This is a genomic window from Yoonia sp. (assembly GCF_017854565.1).
Taxonomy (GTDB): Bacteria; Pseudomonadota; Alphaproteobacteria; order Rhodobacterales; family Rhodobacteraceae; genus Yoonia.
In genome coordinates, this window is the sequence record NZ_JAFMHJ010000024.1 from 1 (window position 1) to 22,670 (window position 22,670).

Here is a 22,670-nt window from a genome sequence, read left to right on the forward strand (position 1 = left end):
GCACGATGTATCGCATATTGGCCGCTCAGGGCGAAGTGGCCGAGCGCCGCCGACAGCGCACACACCCCGTCTATCAAAAGCCGGAACTTCTAGCTGAAGCCCCCAATCAGGTCTGGTCTTGGGACATCACCAAGCTGATGGGGCCGGTGAAATGGTCCTACTTCTATCTCTATGTCATCCTCGACATCTTCAGCCGCCGCGTTGTTGGCTGGCGCGTCGAGCACGCGGAGAGCGCCAGCCAGTTCAAAGAGCTGTTCATCGACGCGATGGAAAAACACGAGGTCCCACGCGATCAGCTGACATTGCATGCAGATCGCGGTGGGCCCATGAAGGCAAAGACGACAGCCCTGATGCTGGTTGATCTTGGTGTGCTCAAATCCCACAGTCGGCCCCACACCTCAAACGACAACCCGTTCTCCGAAGCCCACTTCAAAACACTGAAATATCAGCCAGAGTTCCCCAAAAACTTTGAAACCATCGAACAGGCCCGCGCGTTCTGCCGCAGGTTCTTTGCATGGTATAATCAAGATCATCATCACGCTGGGATCGGCCTCATGACACCCGACCAGATTCATTTTGGCCAAGCCCAAGAAATCTACACTGCGCGACAAGCAACACTCGACGCGGCATTCCTCACCACGCCCGAACGCTTCGTACACAAGCCACCAAAACCGCCTCAAATCCCGACCGCCGTCTGGATCAACCCACCAAAGCCAACCGAAGAAACCCAAGCCTAAATTCCAAAGGCCACTGTCTCAAAGTCGTTGACACGTTCCGCTCTGAGTTCGTCCAATTTGATCACCTAACTCTATCAACCTCGAAATCATACTGGCATAGACTCAATGCGGAAGGCAGCTCCGTGCCGCACAGCTGCCTATCAACTGTCACGAATGCTGCGCGATTCACGGCTGGCCTGTGCGGTGATGCGGCGTCAGACCACTTGGCCATGGTCCGGAATGGGCCGTTCGTGACGGCGCACAGGCCTTTGGATTTCGATGGTTTGGTGCGGATGTCTAACTTTGACCGGGCCGCAAGAAACCGACCATGACAGCCGACAGCCCCACCATGACCGCAGCAGTGCCAAACATCAGGGTCAGCCCACCGACTTGATAGGTCAGCCCCGAGAGCAGCGTGCCGGCCAATCGCCCAGCTGCGTTGGCCATATAGTAGAAACCCACGTCCATCGTCACGCGTTCGGCTTTGCTGAAGGACAGGATCAGATAGGAATGCAGCGATGAGTTCACGGCAAAGATCGCACCGAATGCCAGCAACCCTGAAACGAGCGTCAGGGTCAACCACATCTGCGGCCCGGTCGCGAACATGGAAGACAACGTCAGAACCAATGGCACCGCAGCAAGGGACCAGGCCCACCCGCGTGCAGCCGCGATCAGATCAGACTCCGTGCGGGTCCTTGCGCGCAGAATGCGCGGCGCGTTGGCCTGAATCAGACCATACAGGATCACCCACCCCGCCATGAAAATCCCGATCAGAAAGAACGCGGAGCGGTTGCCTTGCGTTGTTCCATCCGACAGCACTGCATAGAAATAGATCGGAATGCCCACGACGAACCAGACGTCGCGTGCGCCGAACAAAAAGACCCGTGCCGCACTCAGCCAGTTCACGTTGGCCGATTTGGAAAACACTTCGGAGAATTTGGTGCCCTTGCGTCCCTTCGGCAGACCCGGTGGCATGGCAAACAGGACGGCCAGCAGGATCACAGCCAGGATCGCGGCCATCCCCAGAACGGCCCATACAAACCCCAGCGTGGCCAGCAGTGCCGCGCCGACAAGAAAGCCCAGGCCCTTTACGATATTCTTGGAGCCGGTCAGGAGCGCAACCCAGCGGAAAAGCCCCCCGTCTTCCGACGGTGCCAGCAGCTTTACTGCGGATTTGGAGGACATCTTGGCGAGGTCCTTTGCAACCCCGCTGGCACCTTGCACCAGCATGACATAGACAACCGACACGCCGACCGCCCAATTCGGATCAAGCTGCGTCAACGCCAGCAGCGCCAGAATTTGCAGGCCAAGGCCGGCATAGAGTGTCGATGTCAGGCCGAACCGCACGGCGATCCAGCCAGCAGAAAGGTTGGTCACGATGCCTGCAATTTCGTAGAATACGAAAAGGTAAGCGAGCTGGACAGGCGAGAATCCAAGAGTGTGAAAGTGCAGCAGCACCAACATGCGCAGCGCCCCATCCGTGAGCATGAAAGCCCAATAGGATGCGGTGACTGCAATATAGGCCGACAGGCCCTCTGGGCGCGCGGACGTGTCGGTCACAAACTGTCTCCAACCATGCAGGCCACATCGACCAGCCGATGCGCGTAGCCCATTTCGTTGTCATACCAGACGTAAATCTTGACCTGTGTGCCATTCACAACCATGGTTGATGGCGCATCAATGATACCGGACCGTTCGTCATTGGTGTAATCGGTCGAAACCAATGGGCGCTCCTCATAGCCCAGGATGCCATTCAGCGGTCCTGCGGACGCGGCCTTGAACATGGCGTTGACCTCTTGCGCTGTTGTTTCACGCTCCACCTCGAACACGCAGTCCGTCAGCGAGGCATTAAGGAGCGGCACGCGGATGGCATGGCCGTTCAGGCGACCGGCCAGTTCGGGGTAGATCAGTGTGATGGCGGTCGCGCTGCCGGTCGTGGTCGGGATCAGGGAGTTCAACGCAGACCGAGCCCGGCGAAGATCTTTGGCGGGGCGGTCCACAATGGTCTGTGTGTTCGTCACATTATGGATCGTCGTGATGGAGCCATGCTTGATCCCCAAATTCTCGTGGATGACTTTTACGACCGGCGCGAGGCAATTCGTCGTGCAACTTGCGGCGGTCACGATGCGGTGGCGGTCAGGCGCGTAGATATCGTGATTGACCCCGTAAACGATATTTGCCGCCTCGCTGTCCTTGACAGGGGCCGACACGACCACCTTCTTGACGCCAGCATCAAAATAGGGTGCGAGCTTGGCCGCCGTTTTGAATACGCCCGTGCAATCAATCACGACATCGACACCGCTCAACGGCAGTTTGGCGATATCACCTGTGCCGATGAACGGCAGGCGCACGCCGTCAATTGTGACGCTGTCCGCGTCATGCGCAAAGTCAGCTTTCCACCGCCCATGAACCGTGTCGAATTCGAACAGATGCGCGTGCATCTCCGGATTTCCGACGGCATCGTTAATCCAGGCGATCTTTGCCCCACGGTCCAATAGTGGCCTGAGCGCGAGCTTGCCGATGCGACCAAGGCCGTTCAGGGCATATACTGTCATGTGGAGGGTCCTTCTTCTTTGGATTGGCCAATTTCATCGACGGCCTTTTGCAAGGACATGCGGTCCAGCGAAGCAAGCGGGAGGGCAGTAAAGCCGATCATGCGGTTGCGCAGCGCGCCGTAGGTCTGGTGAAACGCCAGGCTCTTTTCCGCATCCGAGCCCTCAACTTTGACCGGATCGGGAAGCCCCCAATGCGCACTGACGGGCTGGCCCTGCCATGAGGGACATTCCTCATTTGCGGCCTGATCGCAAACGGTGAAGACAAAATCGAAACACGGCGCGTTCGAAGCCTGAAACTCTGAAATATTCTTGGCGCGCAGAACCGACACGTCATGTCCTTTTTGTTTCAAGACGTCGATCGCGAACGGGTTGAGGTCCGAGCGGGGCTTTGTGCCAGCCGAATGGGCGACAAAGCGGTCACCGGAAATGTCACGCAGGATGGATTCCGCAAAGATCGAGCGGGCAGAGTTTCCCGTGCATATGAACAGGACGTTATACTTCCGGTCTGTCATCGAGCTGTCTCCGTTTGGGGTGGGATTGGCATTTGATACGCAAATATCAGGGCGCCCCCTGCAGCAGTCATGCAGGAGGTAGGCGATGGTTTCGCGCGCGGCATCAAGGTTGATGCCATAGCGAAGGGACGTTCCGACACGCTCTTGCGATATCAACCCGACTTGCTTGAGTGCGTTCACATAGGTCGAAAGCGTGTTTGGCTTTAACCCAAGCGCCTGCGCCAGTTCAGTCGCAGGAACGCGGTCAGGATAGCGTCGCATCAGCAGCCGGAACAGCGCGAGCCGTTGCGGATGACCAAGGGTTGACAGGCGGCTGGGGATCAGTGTTTCCATAATTCATGAATATATGAATTATCAACGGCTGAAAAGTGAAGTTTTTGTAAAAATCCGTCTCTCGGTTCAAGATGAGAATGGAAAGACTGACATTGCGCAAAGGTCTGTCGTGTCCGGGCTGCTGCCACAGGTGCAGATCGCAGCGAATGGCAGGCTAGGATTTGGCCCGATGTCCGTCTATTAGTAGGCAAACGAACAAGGTTACATCATGCGCTGCAACACCCTTCCTGTTATTTTGATTTTCATGCTCGTCGCCAGCTGCGGCGATCTGGCCGCTGACCGGGCGCTGGTCGCGGGGGCCGGGCCGGACGAATTGCTGAAGCTGCGGGCAGGCCCCGGGCTTGGCTATAACGTGATCCTGGGCCTGCCTGACGGAACATCGCTCAATCGCGGTGACTGCGTGACCGAAGTAGGTCAGCTATGGTGCCGGGTTTCTTTGACCGCCGCGCCGCAGATGACGGGTTACGTCTCCGCCGACTACCTTTCGGCACGCTAGCCGCGACATCTGAATGCCGCAGCGACCCGCTTGGCGGTGGCCCCCCCATCAGGTTCCCGGCGGTGGCGGCGCGCAGGACTTCGCCATTCGCACCGCATGGACCATGCAATCAGAGCCACCCCAAGCGACGCACGCAGCGTTCAGGCGCTGTGATGCCGTATCGATTCAGCCGAGGCGATAAGCGCTTCCTTGGCCGGGATGAACGTGAAATCGAATGTCGCCTCTGCCTTCGCCCCGGACACCGCCAGATTGCGGCCGACATTGGCGACGACAAGCCTTGCATCGGCCATGAAGACCGCGAGTATCCGCAACAACCAGACAGGCGCCTCTTTTGTTGCGGTTTTCAGGCTCGGGTCCCAATCCTTGAGCAGTCGGCACATGTCGACAAAGCGCAGTGTCTCAGAGGTCGCTGAAAACCTCTCGCCTTTGGCCGCCTCGAGAACGATTGCCGCGACATGCATCATCGCCACATCCCTCACGTCCACCAGCGGCAGTTGCATCGGTGGCGCGACAGGGTCCTTGCCGCTCATCATCCGTTCGACAAGTTCCAGAGACGTGCCATAGCGCGCATCCATCGCCGGCCCGAAAACCGCGCCGGGATTGATCGTCGTCAGCGCCATGTCGGGATTCTCGGCAACGAAATCCCAAGCCGCGCGCTCGGCCAGGGTTTTCGAAGCCTCGTAGGCACCCACCCAGCGTTCGTCGACCGAGGTCCAGTTGCGCTCGTCCGACGCCGCTTCCTTTGGCTTTTTCACGTCCTTGTAGATAGCAGCATTTGATGACGTCAGGATCACACGGTTGATGCCCGCGGCACTGGCCGCCTTCATTGCCCGCAACGTGCCGTCGACCGCTGGGCGAATGATGTCCTGCGGATCCTTGGGTTCGGCCAACGGAAACGGAGAGGCTGTGTGCATCAACACGTCGCAGCCCTTCATCGCATCGGCCCATCCCTCATCTTTCGACAGGTCGAGAAACGCGAATTCCATTGATGCGTCCGGGAAAAGCGCCTCAAGCTCGGCCTTGCGCGTCTCGGAACGTACAGAGGCGCGCACTGCGTAACCCTTCTCGAATAGCTCGCGCAGAATGTGCTTGGCGATGAACCCGGACGCGCCGGTCACGAAAACTTTGGTCATTTGGATAATCCTATGGAGTGACAGAGCATGTCGAATGCAAGGGCCTCGTCGTTGCCGTCGAGTGCCATTTCGATGGCAAGATCGAGGTGAAAAAAAATGAGTCGCGCAATGTAATCGACGCTTGGCCCACGGATGATGCCCCGGTCCAGCGCGTCGTTAATCCAGACCCCGAACCACGCGCCAAGGCGGTTCACCGCCGCCCGCATCGTCGGGCTGACAAGGCCCGCATCCACAAGCAGATGCATGACTTGCCGATGATGCGGATTGCCCCGCGCCCATTTCAGATAATCGCACCAGTTGCGATGCAGCGCGTCATGGGTCAACGGCGCATCGTCCGAATGGGTCAGCGCATCGAACATGCGGGTCTTTGCCGCAAGATAGATGCTGTCGATCAGGTCCTGCTTGGTTGCGAAAGCGTTGAAAAGGGTCCCGTTTGATACACTGGCAGCTTTGGCGATGGCCGCTGTCGAAACCCCCACGCCCTCCCCCAGAATAAGCGGAATCGCGGCTTCGATGATCTGGTTCTGACGGTCATTCATGACCTCAACCTAGCTAGAGTGACCAGTCAGTCAATCCCTTTCGTGGCGTGCTTGTGCCCGCAGGCTTGAGGCCCTCATGCGCGCCTACGATCGCACCGCGCCGCCGGCAAGCCCCCGCGTTATCCCCGGGGGCCCTTTCGTTTCAGAAGTCCACTTCTGTCGCCACGCCTCTTTCGATCGCCAGGTCGACAATGGCTGACGCCACGGCAAGATCCTGCAGACCCACCCCAGTGCCGTCGAAAATGGTGATTTCGTCATCGCTGGTCCGGCCCGCATCGGTGCCGTTGATCACAGCGCCCAGTTCGCGAATATCGCTTTGCTTGATCAAACCGGCGGCGATGGCATGCTGCGCCTCGCCAATGGTGACGGACTGCGCGATCTCGTCGGTAAACACCGATGCGCGGGCCAGCAGCGACGCTTCGACTTCTTGCTTGCCTTTGGTATCGGTGCCCATGCAGGCGATATGCGTGCCGGGGGTCACATGTGCATCCATCAGCGATGGCGCAAACGCCGACGTGATCGAGATGATAACGTCCGCTTCGGCCCCCATTCGTTCAAGGCTGACGGCCTCGAACGGGATATTCAGCTCTGCTGCAAGGTCGGCCAGACGCGACAGCATTTCGGGGTGGTAGTTCCAGCCGACGATCTTTTCAAAATTGCGCTGCTCGACGGCCGCGCGCAGTTGGAAAACCGACTGGTGGCCAGCGCCGATCATGCCCAGAACCGATGCGTCCTTGCGGGCCAGATGATTGATCGAAATCGCCGAGGCGGCAGCAGTCCTGAGCGCGGTCAACAGATTGCCGCCAACGACGGCGCGGCATTTGCCGGTGTCTGCATCAAACAAAAACACGGTGGACTGGTGGTTGGTCAGCCCCTTAGCCTCGTTGCCGGGCCAGTAGCCGCCGGATTTCAGCCCAAGCGCCAGACCGTCGCGATCGAAACCCGATTTGAACCCATAAAGCGCATCCGCATGGCCAATCGCCTCGCGGATCACCGGAAAGTTATAGGCGGTGCCCTTCGACATAGAGGCAAAGACCTGCGCGACCGCATGATAAGCATCAGCGCGGGTCAACAGACCTGAAATTTCTTTCTCTGGTACGATAATCATCTGTTATTCCTTGTAAAAACGGGCCGGCCCAAAAGACCGACCCCGCATTTCTTATGTCCCGAAATACTCCCCCCGGAGGGGCCGCACTCAGTAAGCTTTGCCGCGTGCCGAAACAGGCCACAGCGTTTCGACCTTGCCGTCGCGCACGCCGACGTACCAGTCGTGCACATTGCAGGTCGGGTCGCAGTGACCCGGCACCAGCTTCAGCTTGTCGTTGACCTTGAGCACGCCATCAGGGTCGGCGACCACGCCATGCTCATCGGAACATTTCACGTATTGCACGTCCTTGCGGCCATAGATCGTGGGCAGGCCGCTGTCGACCGATTGCGCCTTCAGACCGGCATCGACAATGGCTTTGTCTGCTTTTGCGTGGCTCATGACGCTCGTCAGGATGAACAGCGCATTCTCCCATTCGTTTTCGTCGATGCGGTTGCCGTCCTTGTCCAGAATACGGCCATAGTCGGCGTCCATGAACGCATAAGACCCGCATTGCAGCTCGTTGAACACGCCCGAGTTGCTTTCGAAATAATACGATCCGGTGCCGCCACCGCCGACAATGTCACATTCCAACCCGGCAGCCTTGAGCAGATCAACGCTTGTCCGGACCTGATCCACGGCAATGGCCGTCTTGGCCTGACGGTCGTCATATGAATCAAGGTGCTGCATCGCGCCCTGATAGGCTTGGATGCCTGCAAATTTCAGGCCGTCCGCCGCGTCGATGGCCAGTGCAAGATCGACGACGGGTTGCCCGAACTGCACGCCGCAACGGCCCGCACCGACGTCGATTTCCACCAGACATTCAATGGTCGTGCCGTGCTTCATCGCGGCGGCTGACAGGTCGGCCACGTTGTCGATGTCGTCCACACAACAGATCGTGCGCGCGCCCAGCTTTGGCAGCCGTGCAAGGCGGTCAATTTTTTGCAGGTCGCGGACCTGATTTGACACAAGCACGTCTTTGATCCCGCCACGGGCAAACACTTCGGCTTCGGACACTTTTTGGCAGCAGACGCCGCAAGACCCGCCCAGCTTTTCCTGCAGCAGCGCCACGTCCACCGATTTGTGCATCTTGCCGTGGACCCGGTGGCGCATGCCGTGGGCTTTGGCAAAGTCGCCCATTTTCTTGATGTTGCGTTCCAGCGCGTCCAAATCCAGCACAAGGCAAGGCGTTTGAATGTCTGCCTCGTCCATACCGGGCAGGGCGGGGACGTCAAAACCCACTTCGAGGTTCTTGAGGTTGCTCATATCGTTCATCTATTCGCTCCTTTAGCCCAGCATCCAGGGCAGTTTATCGAGGTCGACATTGCCGCCGGTGATCACAACACCGACGCGCTTGCCTTTAAATAATTCAGGGTTTTTGAGGATGGTCGCCAGCGGCACGGCACAGCTGGGTTCCATCACGATTTTCATGCGCTGCCACGTCAGTTTCATCGCGTCGATGATTTCCTGCTCTGACGCCGTCAGAATATCCGTCACATAGGTGCTGACGAAATGCCATGTCAGGTCTTTGAGCGGCACCTTCAGCCCGTCCGCAATCGTAACCGGCGCGTCATCGGCAATGATGTGTCCGGCCTTGAAACTGCGATAGGCGTCGTCGGCCTGTTCGGGTTCGGCTGCGATGATCTGCACTTCGGGGGCAATATTGGACAGGGTCAGGCAGGTGCCCGAAATCATCCCACCACCGCCGATCGGGGCGACCATCATGTCCAGACCGTCGGTCTGTTCCATGAATTCACGGCTGCAGGTGCCCTGGCCGGCAATGACGCGCGGATCATTGTAGGGATGGACAAAGTTGCCGCCGGTCTGCGCCTGCACCTGTGCGAACACTTCCTCCCGCGATGTGGTCGATGGCGCGCATTCGGTGATGATCCCGCCATAGCCGCGTACCGCGTCTTTCTTGGCCTGCGGCGCTGTGCGTGGCATGACCACATTGCACGGAATTCCGCGCCGCCCCGCAGCATAGGACAACGACAAGGCGTGGTTGCCCGACGAATGTGTGCAGACGCCTTTTGCTGCGTCTTCCGGGGATAGTCCAAAGACCGCGTTTGACGCACCGCGCACCTTGAACGCGCCCGCTTTTTGAAAGTTCTCGCACTTGAAGAACAGTTCCGCGCCTGTCAGCGCATTCAAATAGCTTGAGGTCAGGACCGGCGTGCGGTGGATATGAGGTGTGATCCGCGCGTGGGCGTCGATCACGTCTTGATAGGTTGGGATGTACATGTCGCTATGGTCTTTCATCACGCTGCGTCCTTGAGAGCCAGGCCGGTGCTGTTGCGATAGTAGTCTTGTGCCGCAGCCACGCCAGAGCCGAGTTGAATATCCAGCCCCAGATCGACCATGCACATTTCGGCTGTGGCCAGACCAGAAAGCGTCATGACATCGGTCAGGCTGCCAAGGTGGCCGATGCGGAACACCTTGCCCGCCACTTCGCCCAAGCCGACACCGAATGCCACACCGTATTTGTCGGCGGCGTGGGTCACGATGCTGGTCGCATTGAACCCTTCGGGTGTCACAATTGCGCTGACCGTATCAGAATAAAGGTCCGGTGTCGCGGCGCACAGGTTCAGGCCCCATGCATCGACAGCCGCGCGCACACCTGCGGCGATCCGGTGATGACGGGCAAATACATTGTCCATCCCCTCCTTGAGAAGCGTTTCTGTCGCCAGCAGCAGCCCGTTCATCAGACCGACCGCAGGGGTATAGGGATAGGCGTTGTTGGCGTAGCCTTTGGTCATGTCGTTGATGTCAAAGAACGTGCGCGGCAGTTGCGCGGTCCTGGTTGCGGCCACGGCCTTTGGGCTGAACCCCAGAATGGCAAGCCCGGCAGGCAGCATGAACCCTTTTTGCGAACCCGCAACGGCCACATCGACGCCCCATGTATCGAATTGAAAGTCCATCGAGGCAATCGAGCTGACACCATCGACGAACAGCAAGGCGGGGTGGTTGGCGGAGTCCATGGCGGCGCGCACAGCGGCGATGTCGGACTTTACGCCGGTCGCGGTTTCGTTGTGCGTGGCAAGAACGGCTTTGATCTTGTGTTCCTTATCAGCGGCCAGCGCCTCTGCATAGCGGTCAGCCGGGATGCCCTGACCCCATGGTGTTTCTACAATCTGGACGTTCAGCCCATGGCGCTGGCACATGTCGATCCAGCGGTGACTGAACATGCCGTTGCGTGCGGCAAGAACGGTGTCGCCCGCTGACAGCGTGTTGGTCAGCGCCGTTTCCCAGCCGCCGGTGCCGGTGGACGGAAAGATAAAGATTTCAGCTGTTTGCGACTTCAGGATCTCTTTGACGCCTGCCCGCGCGGGGTGCAGTATCTTTCCAAACAACGGTGACCGGTGGTCAATTGTCGGCATGTCGCATGCCTTGCGGATCGCCTCGGGCATGTTTGTCGGGCCGGGAATAAACACAGGGTTCTGAAAGCTCATAGCCATTTCCTCCATTGGGTTGAGCCTGTTTTGGCAGAGGTCGCTCTGGCACTCAATTTTTTTGAAATGTTTTTTCAGGGCGGCTGTATTTCAGAAAAATGTTTATTGTCAGGGGCTTGTATTTTTCATAAAGTGAAATGAATTTTCAAATGTGGAAAATATGATGGAAAATGATGCCAAACGTGGGCGTGGGCGCCCCAAGGACTGGGATGACAAGACCGCGCAGAACACAATCAAGTCGCTGGATCGTGCGCTTGAGGTGCTGGTCGCCCTGGGCGAGATGGATGGCGGCACCCTGTCAGAGGTTGCCGGCGCGTTAGAACAGTCACCCGCAACGGTCTACCGTGTTCTGACCACGTTTCAGGGTCACGGCTTTGTCGATTTCGACGATCAGAATCAGGTTTGGAACATCGGTGCGACGGCGTTTTTGACCGGTTCGCGGTTTCTGCGCCGGTCGTCACTGGCCGAGCGGGCGCGCCCGATCATGCGCGATCTGATGGAAGCAACGGGCGAGACGGCGAACCTGGGGATCGAACGGGACGGGCAGGTCCTGTTCTTGGGGCAGGTTGAAACACACGCGACGATTCGCGCCTTTTTCCCGCCGGGCACCGTGTCGGCGATGCATGCCTCTGGCATTGGCAAGGCACTGCTCAGCCGGATGGACGACACCCGCCAGCGGCGCGTGCTCGCGGCTGGACAGCTTGCGCGGTTTACACCCTATACCTTGACCGACCCCGAGGCGATGATTGCAGATTTGCATGCCGCCAAGCTGCGCGGCTATGCGATTGATGGGGAGGAACGGAATCTGGGCATGCGCTGTATCGCGGCCCCCGTTTACAACGTCTTCGGCGAAACGGTTGCCGGGATTTCGGTGTCCGGCCCCACGACCCGGATCACCGAAGATCGGATTGCGGCGCTGGCCCAGCCGGTGATGGATGCGGCGGCGCGCCTGACGCTGGCGATTGGCGGAAACGGGCGGCCCGCAGGGTAAACCCCATTGCCGATGATCCCCATCGCCGATGATCAGGTGTCATGCTGCGCAAAGGGCCCGACTGCCCCCGCAGAAGGGTGTCTTAAAGCGCAAAGCGGATGATGAAAGTATTGCATGCGGCACCTGATCGACGCTAGGGCTGATACACAAATTCATTAACAGTTGGTAAACAGTATGCATATTTTTCACGTGGTTCGTCAGGTCGGTATTCGGCAGCGCAGTGTCGTGCCGAAATTTGGGCGGGCCACCGTGCTTGCACTTGTTTTGGCGACAGGGGCTGTCGCCACACTGCCCGCAGCCGTCACGGCGCAGGATTTGTCGTGGGATACCACAGCAGGCAACACGGTCGTGGATGGCGGCACAGGGAACTGGGATGGCGCCACCGCGAATTGGACGGGCGACGCAGGTGCAACCAACGAGGTGTGGATTGCCGGAAACACCACGGCATTTGGCGGAACAGCGGGAACTGTCACCGTCGTTGGCACGCAGGAAACCGATTACATTACGGTGCAGACCGATGGCTATACGCTGCAAGGCGGTGCGCTGACGTTCAGCGCGACCGGTTCATCAGGCGTCACGGTGGAAACCGGCACCACGACGATTGCAACCGACCTGACATCCACCAACGGTTTCAACAAGGCCGGGGAAGGCACGTTGATCTTGTCGGGGACAAATTCGCTTGCCGGGGCGCTGAACGTATTGCGCGGCGATCTTGTTGCCACGAACGCAGATGCGCTGGCCGATATCAGCAATCTTTACATTCAGGCTCCGGACCTTTCGCCTGTGACTGCCGATCTGGGTGGTGGCACCGTCAGCATCAGCAACTTCATCGTACAGGGAAACGGGGCGACCGGCATCAGCAATGGCACAGTATCGTTCACCGGTCTGGGCCAGATAGGCAATGCAATTGTCGACACGACACTAACCGGCACTGGAAATCTGTCTGCAGCCGGTGGCGGTCGGGCGACTTTGAACGCGGTAAACACCTATTCTGGTACAACAACAATTTCCGCTGCAACACCTTCCAGCTCTGCCAATAATGTAGTCGTTTCTGCAACTGGCGCTATCCGCAACAGCGCGATCATCACGAACAATGGCACGCTGAATGTCAACGGTGGCGGCGGCAACGCGATCGGCGATACCGCCACGATCAACAACAGCGGCAACTTCATCCTGACCGGCAGCGATGAAACCGTGGGGTCGGTCTTTGGCGCTGGCAATATCAACCTCAACGCCAATACGCTGACGACCGGCGATGCGACCAACGTCGAGATTTCGGGCGTGATTTCGGGCGCTGGTGATCTGGTCAAGCAGGGCACAGGCACGCTGACCCTGTCGGGAACGAACACCTATGCGGGCGGCACGGCGATCAATAACGGTGTGCTGACGACCAATAACACGACAGCGCTGGGCACCGGGACCGTTGCCGTCAATGGCGGGACGCTGAACCTTGGATCGGCCTTGACGATTGGCGCGCTGACAGGTGCAGGGGATGTGACACTGGGTGCAAACCTGCTGACGACGGGCGGCAACAATGCGTCCACCACCTATGCGGGCGTCTTGTCCGGTACGGGCGGACTGGCCAAGACCGGCAGCGGCGAGATGACCCTGACCGGGACAAATACCTATAGCGGGGAAACCGCCGTTTTTGACGGTACGCTGACGGCTGGCACTGCGGATGCCTTTGGAACTGGGGGCACGTTGCGCCTTGGTGGGGGCGATGTCGATCTGGGTGGTTTTACGATCACCAAGAATTCCCTGATCGCGCAGAATGGCACGCTGCGCAATGGCACGCTGAATATGACGGCATCCGGTCAGTTCCAGAACGCGACGATCGATGCGGTTCTGACCGGCGTTGGCGGTGTCACCAGTGCCGGTGCCGGAACCACTGTCTTGTCGGCTGCGAATACCTTTACCGGGGATATCATCGCTAATAGCGGGACGTTCGACATTACAGGGTCCACCGTTTCGACCACCGTCAATATCCGCAACAACGGCGCTGGCATCATCGTTCGCGGCAACTCGCTGGCGGATACAGCGGCTGTGACAATTTCGAACAGCGGCGTGCTGACGGTGGCGGCGGATGAGACGATCGGGTCACTTGCCAGTGCATCGGCGACGGCTTCGGTCGTGCTGAACGCGGATCTGACGACGGGCGACGCGGGCGATGATATCTTTGCGGGCGTGGTTTCAGGCGCGGGCGATCTGATCAAGCAGGGCGCTGGCACCTTTACATTAAGCGGGGTCAGCACCGGCACCGGCACGCTGGTCAATAATGCGGGCACTGTCGACTTGACCGGCACCTGGGCCGGAGATGTGGACAACACGGCGGCGGGCACATTCACGACGACGGGAACTGTCAGCGGCGCGGTGACGACTGCAGGCATCATGAACGCCAATAGCGGCGCCAACCTGAACGGGCTTGTCACCGTGACTGCGGGAACGCTGAATGCCAATGGGGCCCTGTTCAACGCTGGCCTGACGGTTGAAAGCGGCGGTACGCTTGACCTAGATGCCGACACGGATGTCACTGGCACGGTCAACCTGTCCGGTGCAGTCACCAATACCGGTGGTGGGAACAAGGTGCTTGCCGGTGGCCAGATCGATGCGGGCGGGACGATTGCGGCCGGTGCCGGAAACACCGTGACGCTTGAGGCGGGCCTGATCGTGGTCGGCAACGGCTACAGCATCCTGAACGGTGGCGTCATCTATGATGGCGATCTGCGCAACGCGATCACGACCGGCCCATTCACCCTGAGCGGGGCAATGCTGGGCAATGTCTATACCGCAGCAGGTGCAACGACGCAGTTCACCGCCAATACGAATTTCGGCGGCTTTGATCTTGATGTCGAGGCGGCAACCGCGAATGTCGATATCGACGCCGGTGTCGCCGTGTCGAATGTGGGCCAGTTCATCAACACCGGCACGACCGATATCGGGGCTGGCGGTAGCCTGACCGCCGTGTCCCTGTCCAACGAAGGTGGCGCGATCATCAACCTTGGCACCGATGCGACCCTGACGGGCACCGGAAACACCACCGATAACGCAGGCACCGTCAACGTGGCTGGTGGCGGCGCATTGGTCGAGGTGACAGGCGATTACAACAACCTGACCACCGGGATCGTGAATTTCAACGACGCAGCGGCCAAGGATTTCGACGTGCAAGCCGGTGTCATCACCAATGATGGCACGCTGAACTTCAACGCAGGCACCACGGTCGTGAATTCCGGTGGCGGCGCGATCCAGAACACCGCGACCGGCGACATCAATATCGCAAATAATGCGACGATGGATGCGACGGGTGACACCATCAACAACGCGGGCACCATCGACATGCTGGGGGGCGGGTCGGTCCTTACAGTGGATACGCTGACCAACACCACAGGTGGCATCGCGAACGCGCAGGGCGCGCTGAATGCCGATGTGGTCAACACCGGCACCGGCGATTTCAACGCCTTGGGCACCCTGACCGGGATCGGGTCCTTCGCCAACGAAGGCACTGCGACATTCGATGTCACCAGCATGGCCATGGCCACGGTTGATAGCCTGACCAATACCACGACCAGCGGAACCGGCACGACAATTGCGACATTCGGCACGCTTTACGTGAACGGCGCGATCGAGAACGGTGTCGCGGGTGGCACGGCGGCATCGCTGATCTCCAATAGCTGGAACCTGATCGGCGGCGGGATACTGATCAACCACGCGGGCGCCACGCTGGACTCGGACGCGATCGCCAGCACGCTTGCCGCAACTGATGTGACCAACAACGGCACCATGAACATTCAGGGCCGTATGGATGTGGACAGCATCACCAACAGCGGCTCCGGGGCGACCTTTATGGTCGTCGGCAATACCTATGGCGGTGGCGCGCCGTCGGGTACGTCGCCTTCGCCGACGCCGGTCGGGACGTTCCTGAACCAAGATGGCGCCACCATAAACATCACCGACGGCGAGATCGAACTTGCTACATTCACCAACACGTCAGCCGGAACCGGCACGACCCTTGCCACAGCGGGCGTGCAGGTCGCGGCGACAGGGGTGCTGGATGCCAGCACTGTTGCGAACAACGCGATGGGCACGATCAACAACGCCGGGGTGATCCGCGCGACGACGATCACCAATGCCGCGACGCTGACCAATACCGGCACGCTGACGACATTCGCGGCAACAGGCACGGGCATTTCCAACGTCGCCGGGGCGACGCTCGATAGCACGGGCCGGATCAATGCCGCAGCAAGCGCGGATGCGGCCGCGTTCCTGAATGCCGGAACAGCCAGGGTTTCAGGCACTGGCAGCAATGGCATTGTCGGGAACGTGACGAACACGGGGACGTTTACGGCGACCGGCGCTTTGGCCGTTACGGGCGCAGTCGTGAACGCAAACGCCGGTGTGATGATCACGCAGGCGGGTGACACGACTGTCACAGGCAGTTTGACCAACAACGGCACCGGCACGGGGAATGCGATCACGACGGCGGGTGTGCGGGTGAACGCGGCGACGACGTTGCAGGCGCTGGACATCATCAACAATGCCGGCGCGACAATGGCCGTTGCAGGCACGCTGGATTCAACGTCTGGCGCGGTGAACGCGATCGGCAACGCCGGCACGCTGACAATCGACAGCACCGGCGTGGTGCTGGGTGCGGTGAATAACACCGGTACGCTGATCTCGGTCGGGCAGATCAACGAAGGTCTGGTGAACACGGGCGGCGCGACGGTCAGCAATCAGGTGCTGGGTGCCATACAGAACAACGCAGCCGGGCAGTTGACCGTTGACGCCGATCTGGCGCTGAACAGCACGCTGACCAATGCCGCAGGTGGGTTGGTCGATGTGGATGCGGGCACGGTCACCGGGTTGACCACGCTGAACAACGCGGGTCAGGGCGCAGGCTCCGGGGCAGCTGCTGCCGGGTTCGAGATTGCGGCCAGTGCCGCGGTCAATGCAACCGACGTCGATAACACCGGGACGATGTATGTTGCGGGCACGTTGAATGCCGCCAATCCGATCACCAATAGCGGCACGCTGACCGCGACAGGCGCGATCAGTGGCGGTCTTGCCAATAGCGGCACCGCAAATCTGGCGGGGATTTTTGACGGGAATATCGTCAATGATGGCGGCATCACGACCATCACCGCCAATCTGGCTGGCACCGGTGGTGCTGCCAGCGGTAACTTTGACAACCAAAATGGCGCTGTGATCACGTTGTCGCCTGCGGCGGCGTTTACGCTGGGCACGCTGGACAATGATGCGACGTCGCAGGTCAATCTGAATGGTGGCACGATTGACGGCGCCGTCACCAACGCGGGCACGGTGATGCAATCGGGCACCGTGACCGGGGCGTTTACGAACAACGGCGTGGTTGACCTTGTCGATGATATCACCGGGGACGAAGTGCGCGCCCAAGGCGGTCTGATCAGTGCGGGCAGCTACAACCTTGATGTTGATCTGGCCATTGGCACGCAGTCCGCAGATTTTCTCACGATCACAGGCGCGACGACTGGTAATCTTTTGCTGCAGTTCAACCTGTTGCCCACGACGCCGGGCTTGCTGACCGACGCATTGCTGGTCGTTGATGTCGATGACGCAGCGGCGAACGACTTCAGCTTTTCCAGCACGGGGCTGGATTTTGATGCCGGTCCGGTGTCGATCTTCGTAGCGCAGCAGGTGCCCAACGGCGATGTTACGATCCAGACCGGCGCAAGCCTGACCCTTGGGTCGATCCTCGAAGGTGTGGCCCAGCTCGAGGCGTTGACCAGCCAGCAAAGCAGGCGGTTGGTGCCGCACACCGCTGATATATGCGGGGGCGCCGGCGCATGGGGCCGTGTGGTCGGAGGCGAGGCCACGACGACCGCCACAATCGACAACATGGGCCAGCAGGGCACCGTCGATGTGGTTAGCAGCTACAACGGGTTTCAGGTTGGGGCCAATCTGGGCTGTGCCAGTGAACTGGGCGGTTGGGATATGACATATAATGTGCTGGCCGGGATGCTCAGCGGATCATCGGCGCAGGACATGACCCGTGACGGCACGGCGACGGCGATCACCACCGCGATGGACTTTGACCAGATATACGCGGGTGTCAGTGGCACCGCGACGAATGGTGCCGTTACGGCAGATGTGCAGTTGCGGTTCGCGCAGACCGACTATGACATTGATGACGGGATCGGCACCTATGCTGCGGATCTTGGCCTGACGGATTCTGCATTTGCGACACAGACGTTCAGCTTTGCAGGAACGCTGAACTACCGGATGCCAGTCGGTCAGAGCGGCTTTGCCGTTGTGCCGGGCGGTGGCTTGATGTTGGCCAAAACGACGGTTGATGATCTGCGCTTTGCCACGGATCACGTGTTCAGCACCGATGACTATACGACAACGACCGGGTTCGCGGGCGTGACCGTCAACTATGAAAACGCCAGCGACGACGGCGCCACGACGCTGCATTCCTTTGTTGCCGCTAACTACTACACCAGTCTGAGCGTGGGGCAGAATGCATCACTGGTCGAAGCGAGCGGCGCGTCAGCCGCGCTTAGCACATCAGGTGTCGATGGGTACGGCGAGCTGAGCGTTGGCTTTGGCTATAACCAAATCATTGATCCAAACCGCCAGTTCAATGCCAGCCTGCGCGCCGATACCCGTGTGGCCGATGGTGTTGAAGGCTACAACCTCGCGCTTGAAATCGGCCTGCGGTTCTAGGGGGCTTTGCCGATCATGGGGCGCGCCGACTGTGCGCCCCATGATCGGAAAATCGTCACAAAAGGTTCTTGTTGCTGATACAAATCTGAAAACTGAACCTGTCAAATAGCCGCTAACCTCAGGAGGGTAGCGATGCTGTTGATAGATAATCTGACCAAGTCGTTTGGTGGGAGCCCCGCCGTGAAATCCGCGACAATCGCGGTGAGTGAACCCGCGATGATCGGGATCATTGGCCGCTCCGGTGCCGGCAAATCGACGCTGCTGCGGATGCTGAACCGGCTGACCGATGCGACCTCCGGGGCCATCACATTCGAAGGCCGCGACATCACCAACCTGCGGGGGTCGGCCAAGCGTCAGTGGCAATCGCAATGCGCGATGATTTTTCAGCAATTCAATCTGGTGCCGCGAATGGATGTCGTGTCCAACGTGCTGCACGGTACATTGAACCGCCGGTCCACCATGGCGACGATGTTCAACCTGTATCCGACCGACGATATCCACCGCGCAATCGAAATCCTTGATCGGCTTGGCATCGCGCAGCATGCCCCGAAACGCGCCGAGGCTTTGTCCGGCGGTCAGCAGCAGCGCGTCGCGATTGCACGCGCATTGATGCAGGACCCCAAGATCATTCTGGCGGATGAACCCATCGCATCGCTTGACCCGATGAATGCGCAGGTCGTGATGCAATCACTGCGCCGGATTCACGAAGAAGACGGGCGCATGGTCATCGCAAACCTGCACACGCTCGATACCGCCCGTCGGTATTGTGACCGGGTGATCGGGATGCGCGATGGCAAGATCGTGTTTGATGGCACGCCTGCCCAACTGACGACCGGTGCCGCGCGCGACATCTACGGCGCCGACGACACGTTCTCAGAGGCGGCGACATCGACCGAAATCGAAACGCTGGATGCGGCAACTGTGCTGATCCGGCAGGCCGAAACTGTCTGACAACCCAAGATTTAACCCTGCGCCCCGCTGCTCGGGGCCGCATAACGAGAGAGAAGACAAATGAAAAACCTGATTGCTGCGGCACTTGCCACGACCGCGCTGACTTCGGCCGTCGTCGCAGAGGGCCACGCCGTGACGGAATTCCGGATCGGTATTCTGGGCGGTGAGAACGCACAGGATCGTATGAACTCCCACGAGTGTCTGCGCGCCTACACTCAGGCCGAACTGGGCGTCGAGACGCGTCTGTTTGCCCCTGCCGACTATAACGGTGTGATCCAGGGCCTGCTGGGCGGGACCCTTGATATGGCTTGGCTGGGGGCATCGTCTTATGCCGCCGTCTATCTGCAGGACCCCGAAGCGGTCGAGCCGGTTTTGGTCAAGATCAACCTTGATGGATCTTACGGCTATCATTCCATCGGGTTCGCCCGTGTCGACAGCGGCGTCACATCGCTGGCTGACATGCAGGGCAAGGTGTTTGGCTTTGGTGATCCGAACTCGACGTCGGGCTATCTGATCCCGTCGATCGAAATTCCGCAGGCTGCTGCCAGTATCACGATGGAATCGGGCGAATATTTCGGTGAGGTCAAGTTCACCGGCGGTCACGAGCAGACCATCGTAGCCGTCGCCAATGGCGATATTGACGGCGGCGTGACATGGGCCGACGGTCAGGGCGCATGGGAAGACGGCTATAACTCCGGTGCGCTGCGCAAGGCGGTTGATGCGGGTCTGGTCGATATGAATGATATCGTGGAAATCTGGCGGTCAAAGCCGATCCCAGAGGGTCCGGTCGTGCTGCGTACATCCCTGCCACAGGACGTCAAAGACCGCATGACAACGCTGGTCGATGGTCTTTTCGAGGCCGATCCAGAGTGTGCGTATGGTGTGGCCGCCGGTGACAGCCTTGGCTTTGATCCCATCACGCATGAAGCCTATGTGTCCATCGTCGAAGCGCGCCGCGCAAAGTCGAATTGATCCAAGTAATTTCATAACGGTCTGCAGGTCCCGGAGTGTGTTCCGGGGCCTGTAATTTTATGTGGGGACACGACGATGGCAGAGTTGCAAAGCGCGGGCGACATCAAGACTGAATATTTGGCGCAGATGCGTTCAAAACGGGTGATGAACCTGATTTTGCTTCTCGTTTTCGTGGCGCTGATGCTGGCGGGCTTTCAGACCGCGAATGACCGCAATGCGGGCGGGTTCTGGGATGGGCTGCCCAACATCTTTGATTTCCCCGCCGATGTCATTGGCGAAGCGATCGCGCGCGCGCCTCTGCTGCCGGGCTATTTCGTCAAATACTTCCCTTCGCTGATCGAGACGATCAATATCGCCGGTGCCGCGACCCTGCTGGGGGCGATGATCGGCTTGGTGATGTCGCTTTTGGTGACCCGGGGTCTGGCGCCGGTGCCGTGGCTGGTTGGCCCGTTGCGCCGGATTTTGGATATCTTGCGCGCCGTGCCCGAAATCGTGATCGCGCTGGTCCTGATCTTTTTGCTGGGCGGTGGTCCGGTGCCTGCGATGATTGCAATCGCGCTGCATACAGTGGGCGCGCTGGGCAAGCTGTTTTCGGAAGTGAACGAAAACGCATCGCTCAAACCCATTGAGGGGCTCGCGTCGGTTGGGGCGGGCTGGGTGCAGCGGATGTGGCTGGGCGTCGTGCCGCAGGTCGCGCCCAATTACCTGAGCTATGCCCTGTTGCGGTTCGAGATCAACATTCGCGCTTCGGCCATTCTGGGGTTCGTCGGCGCGGGTGGTATCGGCTACGACCTGCGCAACACGATGAGCTGGGGACAGGGCAAGTTCGACGAGGCGGCGGCGATCTTCTTGTTGCTGTTTGGCACGATTGTCGTGGTCGATCAGGTTTCAAGCTTCTTACGCAACCGCCTGACTCACGGCGCAAAAAACCAAGAGGCGCACCCATGACCGTTATGCTTTTGCAGCCGCAGACAATCGCCCGGTTCCGCCGCAAGCGGCTGACCGCCATGGCCGTGCCGGTGGTGATTATTGCCTATTTCACCTACATCTTTGTGGCATTCGACATGGCCGGTCTGGCGGACCGGGTCAGCGTGGAGAATGCCCGCACGTTGGTGTCCGACATCTATAGCTACAAAACCCATGTGGCCCGCGACAACCGGACCGGCGACGTAATCGTGTCGATCGAAGGCGAACGCAAGGGCGAATACCCGCAGGGCAGCGCCCCTGACTGGGTCACCTTGGGCGATGATACGGTGATTGATCTTGGCGCCGGCCATGTCGTGACATTTGGCGCGCAGGTGACGTATGACGTGCCGGGCTACGGGCGTATCGTGACCACACCGGGCAGCAGCGGCGTGAATGCGGTGCTGCCTGCGGGTGATCTGCCTGACTGGATCAGCGCGTCCAAGAACCGGATATCCGTGACCACCGATGCGGGCCGCGTCACCGTCACCCGCAACCGTGCAGAGGTGTTTCGCTATGCGCTGGGATGGGAGTTGTTCTTTTTCACGCTCGACAGCCCCTACTACGGCCTCAGCCTTGGCGAGGTAACCAGCCGGGCATTCACCGGCGAGGCGGGCGCGATCTGGGATGCGTTTTGGTCCAACAAGATGTGGCGCCACGGCGATGTTGCCTGGGCCTTGGTCGAGACGATCCTGATGGCGTTTCTGGGCACGTTCGGCGCGGCGATCGTGGCCTTGCCGCTGGGGTTCCTCGCGGCCAAGAATTTCACCCCATTGGGCAGCTTGCGGTTTGTGGCGCGGCGGCTGTTTGATTTTCTGCGCGGCGTTGACGGGTTGATTTGGACAATTGTGTTGTCGCGCGCCTATGGCCCCGGCCCATTGACGGGGGCGCTGGCGATCCTGCTGACCGATACCGGGTCCTTCGGCAAGATGTTCTCCGAGGCGCTGGAAAATGTGGATGACAAGCAAATCGAAGGGATTACCTCGACAGGGGCCAAGCCGTTGCAGCGCTATCGCTTTGGGGTGATCCCGCAGATCACGCCGATATTGCTCAGTCAGGTTCTGTATTATCTGGAATCCAACACGCGCTCTGCGACGATCATCGGCGCCATCACGGGCGGTGGCATCGGCTTGCTGCTGACGCAGGCGATCATCACCCAAAAGGACTGGGAAGAGGTGACGTATTACATCGTCCTGATTATTGTGATGGTCATGATGATGGACACCTTTTCGGGGTGGCTGCGGCGCAAGCTGATCAAGGGCAAAGAGGGTGGACACTGA

The 22,670-nt window shown here is 59.5% G+C and carries 17 protein-coding genes; 8 read left to right on the forward strand and 9 right to left on the reverse strand.

The genetic code is table 11. The features are described 5' to 3' along the window. A partial coding sequence (locus tag QZ196_RS10800; RefSeq protein ID WP_296426291.1) for a DDE-type integrase/transposase/recombinase occupies positions 1–737 on the forward strand: 737 nt, incomplete at its 5' end. A gap of 276 nt (positions 738–1,013) precedes the next feature. Here QZ196_RS10800 and arsJ read toward each other — a convergent pair. Genes arsJ through QZ196_RS10815 form a run of 3 tightly spaced genes read right to left on the reverse strand, consistent with a single transcriptional unit; the run spans position 1,014 to position 4,116 of the window. After that, the gene (gene arsJ / locus QZ196_RS10805) at positions 1,014–2,276 is read right to left on the reverse strand and encodes an organoarsenical effux MFS transporter ArsJ (protein ID WP_296426292.1); all 1,263 of its coding nucleotides are present in this window, start codon (positions 2,274–2,276) and stop codon (positions 1,014–1,016) included. Continuing rightward, complete coding sequence (locus QZ196_RS10810; protein ID WP_296426293.1) at positions 2,273–3,271, reverse strand: ArsJ-associated glyceraldehyde-3-phosphate dehydrogenase; 999 nt, start codon at positions 3,269–3,271, stop codon at positions 2,273–2,275. Before QZ196_RS10810 ends, arsJ begins: the two co-directional genes overlap by 4 nt. Further along, positions 3,268–4,116 carry a helix-turn-helix domain-containing protein gene (locus QZ196_RS10815; protein WP_296426295.1) on the reverse strand — a complete coding sequence of 283 codons (849 nt, stop codon included), beginning with the start codon at positions 4,114–4,116 and terminating at the stop codon, positions 3,268–3,270. The genes QZ196_RS10810 and QZ196_RS10815 overlap by 4 nt, the downstream gene beginning before the upstream one ends. A 244-nt stretch (positions 4,117–4,360) precedes the next feature. On the opposite strand from QZ196_RS10815, the gene QZ196_RS10820 reads away from it, so the two are divergent. Then, positions 4,361–4,612: an SH3 domain-containing protein gene (locus QZ196_RS10820; RefSeq protein ID WP_296426378.1), complete on the forward strand. Its 252-nt coding sequence runs from the start codon at positions 4,361–4,363 to the stop codon at positions 4,610–4,612. A gap of 140 nt (positions 4,613–4,752) precedes the next feature. On the opposite strand, the gene QZ196_RS10825 is transcribed toward QZ196_RS10820, so the two are convergent. The 6 genes from QZ196_RS10825 to bhcA all read right to left on the reverse strand — a co-directional run bounded on the left by QZ196_RS10825 (position 4,753) and on the right by bhcA (position 10,817). After that, complete coding sequence (locus QZ196_RS10825) at positions 4,753–5,745, reverse strand: NAD-dependent epimerase/dehydratase family protein (RefSeq protein WP_296426297.1); 993 nt, start codon at positions 5,743–5,745, stop codon at positions 4,753–4,755. Continuing rightward, on the reverse strand, positions 5,742–6,284 hold the full coding sequence (locus tag QZ196_RS10830) for a TetR/AcrR family transcriptional regulator (protein WP_296426300.1): 543 nt from the start codon (positions 6,282–6,284) through the stop codon (positions 5,742–5,744). The genes QZ196_RS10825 and QZ196_RS10830 overlap by 4 nt, the downstream gene beginning before the upstream one ends. Positions 6,285–6,426: 142 nt before the next feature. Further along, entirely contained in the window at positions 6,427–7,392 is a 966-nt protein-coding gene (gene bhcD / locus QZ196_RS10835) for an iminosuccinate reductase BhcD (RefSeq protein WP_296426302.1), read from the reverse strand. An 87-nt stretch (positions 7,393–7,479) separates the two neighbouring features. After that, complete coding sequence (gene bhcC, locus QZ196_RS10840; protein ID WP_296426304.1) at positions 7,480–8,643, reverse strand: 3-hydroxy-D-aspartate aldolase BhcC; 1,164 nt, start codon at positions 8,641–8,643, stop codon at positions 7,480–7,482. Positions 8,644–8,655: 12 nt separating this feature from the next. Next, on the reverse strand, positions 8,656–9,627 hold the full coding sequence (gene bhcB / locus QZ196_RS10845) for a beta-hydroxyaspartate dehydratase BhcB (RefSeq protein WP_296426305.1): 972 nt from the start codon (positions 9,625–9,627) through the stop codon (positions 8,656–8,658). Next, positions 9,627–10,817: an L-aspartate--glyoxylate aminotransferase BhcA gene (gene bhcA / locus QZ196_RS10850; RefSeq protein WP_296426307.1), complete on the reverse strand. Its 1,191-nt coding sequence runs from the start codon at positions 10,815–10,817 to the stop codon at positions 9,627–9,629. Before bhcA ends, bhcB begins: the two co-directional genes overlap by 1 nt. 163 nt (positions 10,818–10,980) lie before the next feature. On the opposite strand from bhcA, the gene bhcR reads away from it, so the two are divergent. The 6 genes from bhcR (at position 10,981) to phnE (QZ196_RS10880) (ending at position 22,670) form a co-directional block, all read left to right on the forward strand. Then, on the forward strand, positions 10,981–11,808 hold the full coding sequence (gene bhcR, locus QZ196_RS10855) for an HTH-type transcriptional regulator BhcR (RefSeq protein WP_296426309.1): 828 nt from the start codon (positions 10,981–10,983) through the stop codon (positions 11,806–11,808). Positions 11,809–11,982: 174 nt separating this feature from the next. Further along, on the forward strand, positions 11,983–18,504 hold the full coding sequence (locus tag QZ196_RS10860; RefSeq protein WP_296426311.1) for an autotransporter-associated beta strand repeat-containing protein: 6,522 nt from the start codon (positions 11,983–11,985) through the stop codon (positions 18,502–18,504). A 132-nt stretch (positions 18,505–18,636) separates the two neighbouring features. Continuing rightward, positions 18,637–19,455: a phosphonate ABC transporter ATP-binding protein gene (phnC, locus tag QZ196_RS10865; protein WP_296426313.1), complete on the forward strand. Its 819-nt coding sequence runs from the start codon at positions 18,637–18,639 to the stop codon at positions 19,453–19,455. Between the two features lie 60 nt (positions 19,456–19,515). After that, a complete protein-coding gene (phnD, locus tag QZ196_RS10870; RefSeq protein WP_296426315.1) occupies positions 19,516–20,427 on the forward strand; it encodes a phosphonate ABC transporter substrate-binding protein in 912 nt (303 codons plus the stop codon). A 75-nt stretch (positions 20,428–20,502) separates the two neighbouring features. Next, positions 20,503–21,375: a phosphonate ABC transporter, permease protein PhnE gene (phnE, locus tag QZ196_RS10875; protein WP_296426317.1), complete on the forward strand. Its 873-nt coding sequence runs from the start codon at positions 20,503–20,505 to the stop codon at positions 21,373–21,375. Continuing rightward, entirely contained in the window at positions 21,372–22,670 is a 1,299-nt protein-coding gene (gene phnE, locus QZ196_RS10880) for a phosphonate ABC transporter, permease protein PhnE (protein ID WP_296426320.1), read from the forward strand. The genes phnE (QZ196_RS10875) and phnE (QZ196_RS10880) overlap by 4 nt, the downstream gene beginning before the upstream one ends.

Coding starts and splice junctions, on each gene's coding strand:
- QZ196_RS10810 (WP_296426293.1), bottom strand. CDS start 3,271: ATGACAGTATATGCCCTGAACGGCCTTGGTCGCATCGGCAAGCTCGCG.
- QZ196_RS10815 (WP_296426295.1), bottom strand. CDS start 4,116: ATGGAAACACTGATCCCCAGCCGCCTGTCAACCCTTGGTCATCCGCAA.
- QZ196_RS10820 (WP_296426378.1), top strand. CDS start 4,361: ATGCTCGTCGCCAGCTGCGGCGATCTGGCCGCTGACCGGGCGCTGGTC.
- QZ196_RS10825 (WP_296426297.1), bottom strand. CDS start 5,745: ATGACCAAAGTTTTCGTGACCGGCGCGTCCGGGTTCATCGCCAAGCAC.
- QZ196_RS10830 (WP_296426300.1), bottom strand. CDS start 6,284: ATGAATGACCGTCAGAACCAGATCATCGAAGCCGCGATTCCGCTTATT.
- bhcD (WP_296426302.1), bottom strand. CDS start 7,392: ATGATTATCGTACCAGAGAAAGAAATTTCAGGTCTGTTGACCCGCGCT.
- bhcC (WP_296426304.1), bottom strand. CDS start 8,643: ATGAACGATATGAGCAACCTCAAGAACCTCGAAGTGGGTTTTGACGTC.
- bhcB (WP_296426305.1), bottom strand. CDS start 9,627: ATGAAAGACCATAGCGACATGTACATCCCAACCTATCAAGACGTGATC.
- bhcA (WP_296426307.1), bottom strand. CDS start 10,817: ATGAGCTTTCAGAACCCTGTGTTTATTCCCGGCCCGACAAACATGCCC.
- bhcR (WP_296426309.1), top strand. CDS start 10,981: ATGGAAAATGATGCCAAACGTGGGCGTGGGCGCCCCAAGGACTGGGAT.
- QZ196_RS10860 (WP_296426311.1), top strand. CDS start 11,983: ATGCATATTTTTCACGTGGTTCGTCAGGTCGGTATTCGGCAGCGCAGT.
- phnC (WP_296426313.1), top strand. CDS start 18,637: ATGCTGTTGATAGATAATCTGACCAAGTCGTTTGGTGGGAGCCCCGCC.
- phnD (WP_296426315.1), top strand. CDS start 19,516: ATGAAAAACCTGATTGCTGCGGCACTTGCCACGACCGCGCTGACTTCG.
- phnE (WP_296426317.1), top strand. CDS start 20,503: ATGGCAGAGTTGCAAAGCGCGGGCGACATCAAGACTGAATATTTGGCG.
- phnE (WP_296426320.1), top strand. CDS start 21,372: ATGACCGTTATGCTTTTGCAGCCGCAGACAATCGCCCGGTTCCGCCGC.